3 protein-coding genes are annotated in these 3,341 nt (G+C 68.7%); 2 read left to right on the forward strand and 1 reads right to left on the reverse strand.

What is annotated here, in order from left to right:
• The first annotated feature begins 426 nt into the window (after nt 1–426).
• Together metG and BN903_RS13875 are read left to right on the forward strand one after the other, a co-directional pair.
• Entirely contained in the window at nt 427–2,547 is a 2,121-nt protein-coding gene (gene metG / locus BN903_RS13870; RefSeq protein ID WP_048078293.1) for a methionine--tRNA ligase, read from the forward strand.
• A 64-nt stretch (nt 2,548–2,611) separates the two neighbouring features.
• Complete coding sequence (locus BN903_RS13875) at nt 2,612–2,815, forward strand: hypothetical protein (RefSeq protein WP_048078294.1); 204 nt, start codon at nt 2,612–2,614, stop codon at nt 2,813–2,815.
• Nucleotides 2,816–2,850: 35 nt separating this feature from the next.
• Here the strand turns inward: BN903_RS13875 and BN903_RS13880 are convergent, their stop codons facing one another.
• Nucleotides 2,851–3,270, reverse strand: a complete 420-nt coding sequence (locus BN903_RS13880) for a VOC family protein (RefSeq protein WP_048078307.1) — start codon at nt 3,268–3,270, stop codon at nt 2,851–2,853.
• Nucleotides 3,271–3,341 lie beyond the last annotated feature (71 nt).

A 3,341-nucleotide genomic window follows, 5' to 3' on the forward strand; every position in this document is an offset into this window, starting at 1 on the left:
GGCGGCGCGGATCGTCCGCGGTCTGCTGTGAGTCTGGGCGAATCGCCCGCGGCCCGCCGTGAGCCGGGTCGGAGCGTTCGCGGCCCGCTGCGAGCCGCCGACACGGGTGCTTTTATTTTCCGCGACGACGAACGACCGTTCGTGACGCGACACCGGCGGCCCGCAATGCGGATGCGTTCCTTCTAGCGACGGGTGGACCCGTCGCGTCGGCGACGACCGGTAACGCGGTCGACGGCGGCGCGGCGGCGAAGCCCGTCGCCTTCCCGTAGCGCCCGGGCCGCCGACGAGACGCGAGCGAGACCGCCACCGGACAGGAGCGGTCCAGCCGACACGAACGGTACTACCGACGCGAACGGACCGTTCCGCGGACGGCCCCGAACCAGCGGGCTTTAGACCCGATCGACCGACACACGACATACACACCACATGAGCCACGACGACTTCCCCACCGACCGCCCGGCGGTGGTGACCTGTGGACTGCCGTACGCCAACGGCGACCTCCACATCGGTCACCTCCGCACCTACGTCGGCGGCGACGTGTACAGCCGCGCGCTCGAACGACTCGGACAGGAGACCGCGTTCGTCTCCGGCTCCGACATACACGGCACGCCCGTCGCGGTCAACGCCGAACAGGAGGGCGTCTCGCCCGAGGACTTCGCGCTCGACTGGCACGAGCGCTACGCCGAGACGTTCCCGAAGTTCAACGTCGAGTTCGACAACTACGGCCACACCCACGACGAGACGAACGTCGAGCTGACCCAGGAGCTCGTCCGCGACCTCGACGAGGCCGGCCACCTCTACGAGAAGGAGATCATGGTCGCGTACGACCCCGTCGACGACCAGTACCTCCCCGACCGCTACGTCGAGGGCACCTGCCCGTACTGCGGCGCGCACGCCCGCGGCGACGAGTGCGACGAGGGGTGCCAGCGCCACCTCGAACCCGGCGAGATCGAAGAGCCCGAGTCGACGATCACCGGCAACCCCGCGGAGTACCGCGAACGCACCCACAAGTTCTTCGCGGTCTCGGAGTTCGCCGACTACCTCTCCGCGTTCCTCGACCGGCTCGAAGGGACGCCGAACGCCCGGAACCAGCCCCGCGAGTGGATCGAGCAGGGGCTACAGGACTGGTGTATCACCCGCGACATGGACTGGGGGGTGGACTACCCCGGAGAGAATCCGCAGGACCTCGTGCTCTACGTCTGGGTCGACGCCCCGATCGAGTACATCGCCTCGACGAAGCAGTTCTCCGAGCGCGTCGGTCCCGACGCCTTCGACTGGGAGACCGCCTGGAAGGAGGGCGCGAGTGAGGAGTTCCCCGAGGGCGGCGAGATCGTCCACGTGATCGGCCGCGACATCATCCAGCACCACACGATCTTCTGGCCCGCGATGCTGGAGGCGACCGACCACGCGGAGCCGCGCGCGGTGATGGCCAGCGGCTTCGTCACCCTCGACGGGAAGGGGTTCTCGACGAGCCGCGACCGCGCCGTCTGGGCCGACGAGTACTTAGAGGAGGGGTTCCACCCCGACCCGCTGCGCTACTACCTCGCGACCAACGGCGGGTTCCAGCAGGACGTGGACTTCTCGTGGGAGAAGTTCGCCGAGCGCGTCAACACCGAGCTGGTGGGGACCGTCGGCAACTTCCTCTACCGCTCCCTGCTCTTCGCCCACCGGAACTACGACGACGGGCCGGACGCCGACGCCCCCAGCAACGACGTGGCGGCGCGGATCGACGAGGCAGTCGAGGACGTGACCGCCGCCGTCAACGACTACTCCGTCCGGGCGCTCGGCGACGCCGTCACCGACCTCGCCCGCTTCGGCAACGAGTACATCCAGCGCAACGAGCCGTGGAAGCTCGTCGACGAGGAGCCCGAGGAGGCGGAGCAGGTCATCTACGACTGCGTCGCGCTCGCGAAGGCCATCGCCGTTCTCTTCGAGCCGCTCGCCCCCGAGAAGAGCGAGCGGCTCTGGGACCAGCTCGGCGAGCCCGGCTCCGTCCACGACGCGACCGTCGAGGCGGCCGGCGAGGCCCCCGCCGGCGACCTGAGCGAGCCGACCGAGCTGTTCGAACAGATCGAAGACGAGCGCGTCGAGGCGCTCAACGAGAAGCTCGAAGCCCGAGTCGCCGAGTCGGAGAACGGCGACGACGACGACGACGAAAACGGCGACGGGAACGACGACGGCGACGCAACCGGAGACACCGACATGACCGACATCGAACCCCTCAGCGACGACCGCATCAGCTTCGACGAGTTCCAAGAGTTGGACCTCCGGGTCGGCCGGATCGAGGAGGCGGACGGGATCGAGGGTGCCGACGACCTCGTGAAACTCACCGTCGACCTCGGGGCGGAGAGCCGGACGATCGTCGCGGGACTCAAACAGCTCCACGACGTCGACGACCTGCCGGACACGAAGGTGATCGTCCTCGCGAACATGGAGAAGGCGGAGCTGTTCGGCGTCGAGTCGAACGGCATGGTGCTGGCCGCCGGCGAGGAGGCCGACCTCCTCACCACCTACGAGGACGCCGGGCCGGGCACGAAGGTGAAGTAACGTCCCCGCGGACCGGTCAGTTTCTCGAAATTTTATGTCGGGGGCCGACCGATAGTCGCCCGTAATGGCCCTCCTCCGTCGGTTCGAAGCGCTCTCCGTTCAGGCACAGATCGTCGTCGTCGCGCTCGTCTGCGACCCGATCGGGTTCGCCGCGGGCTACCTGCTCGCGCCCGAGTTCGGCCTCGAACCGATCGTGGGCGGCGCGTATGGCCTCGTCGCCGCGAGCCTCCCGCTGTCGCTGCTCGTACTCCGCGAGGCGAGCCGGTAGTCCGGCCGCGAGCGCGGTCGGTCGGCGTCCCCGTCTCAGGCGTCGAGTACTTCGATCAGGTTCCCCTCCGGGTCGCTGACAAAACAGATCGTCGTCCCGCTCGACGTGGTCCGGGGCGGCGAGAGCGTCTCCACGTCGTTCGCGAGGTCCTCGTAGAACGCCTCGACATCGTCGACGCTGAGACCGAGGTGGGTCGCACCCGGCCGGTTCAGTTCGGGATCCGCGCTTCCCTCGCCCGCCGGTTCGTAGGCGACGAGTTCGACGACTGCGTCGCCGGCGTCGAGGTGCGCGAACTCGGCCGACGCGCCCTCGACGGCGACCGCCTCGGCGAAGGCGTCGCCGCCGACGGAGAACTCGGCGACGACGTCGAGGTCGAACGTCTCGGTATAGAAGTCGACGGCACGGTCGAGGTCGGCGACGGTGACCCCGACGTGGTGGGCAGTTGGGTCTGTCACGGCGGATCGGTCGACGACCGGCGCAAAAACCGTGTCGACCAGCGTCGAGCGCGGCAGGAGACGAAACGGTC

Source organism: Halorubrum sp. AJ67, from assembly GCF_000513435.1.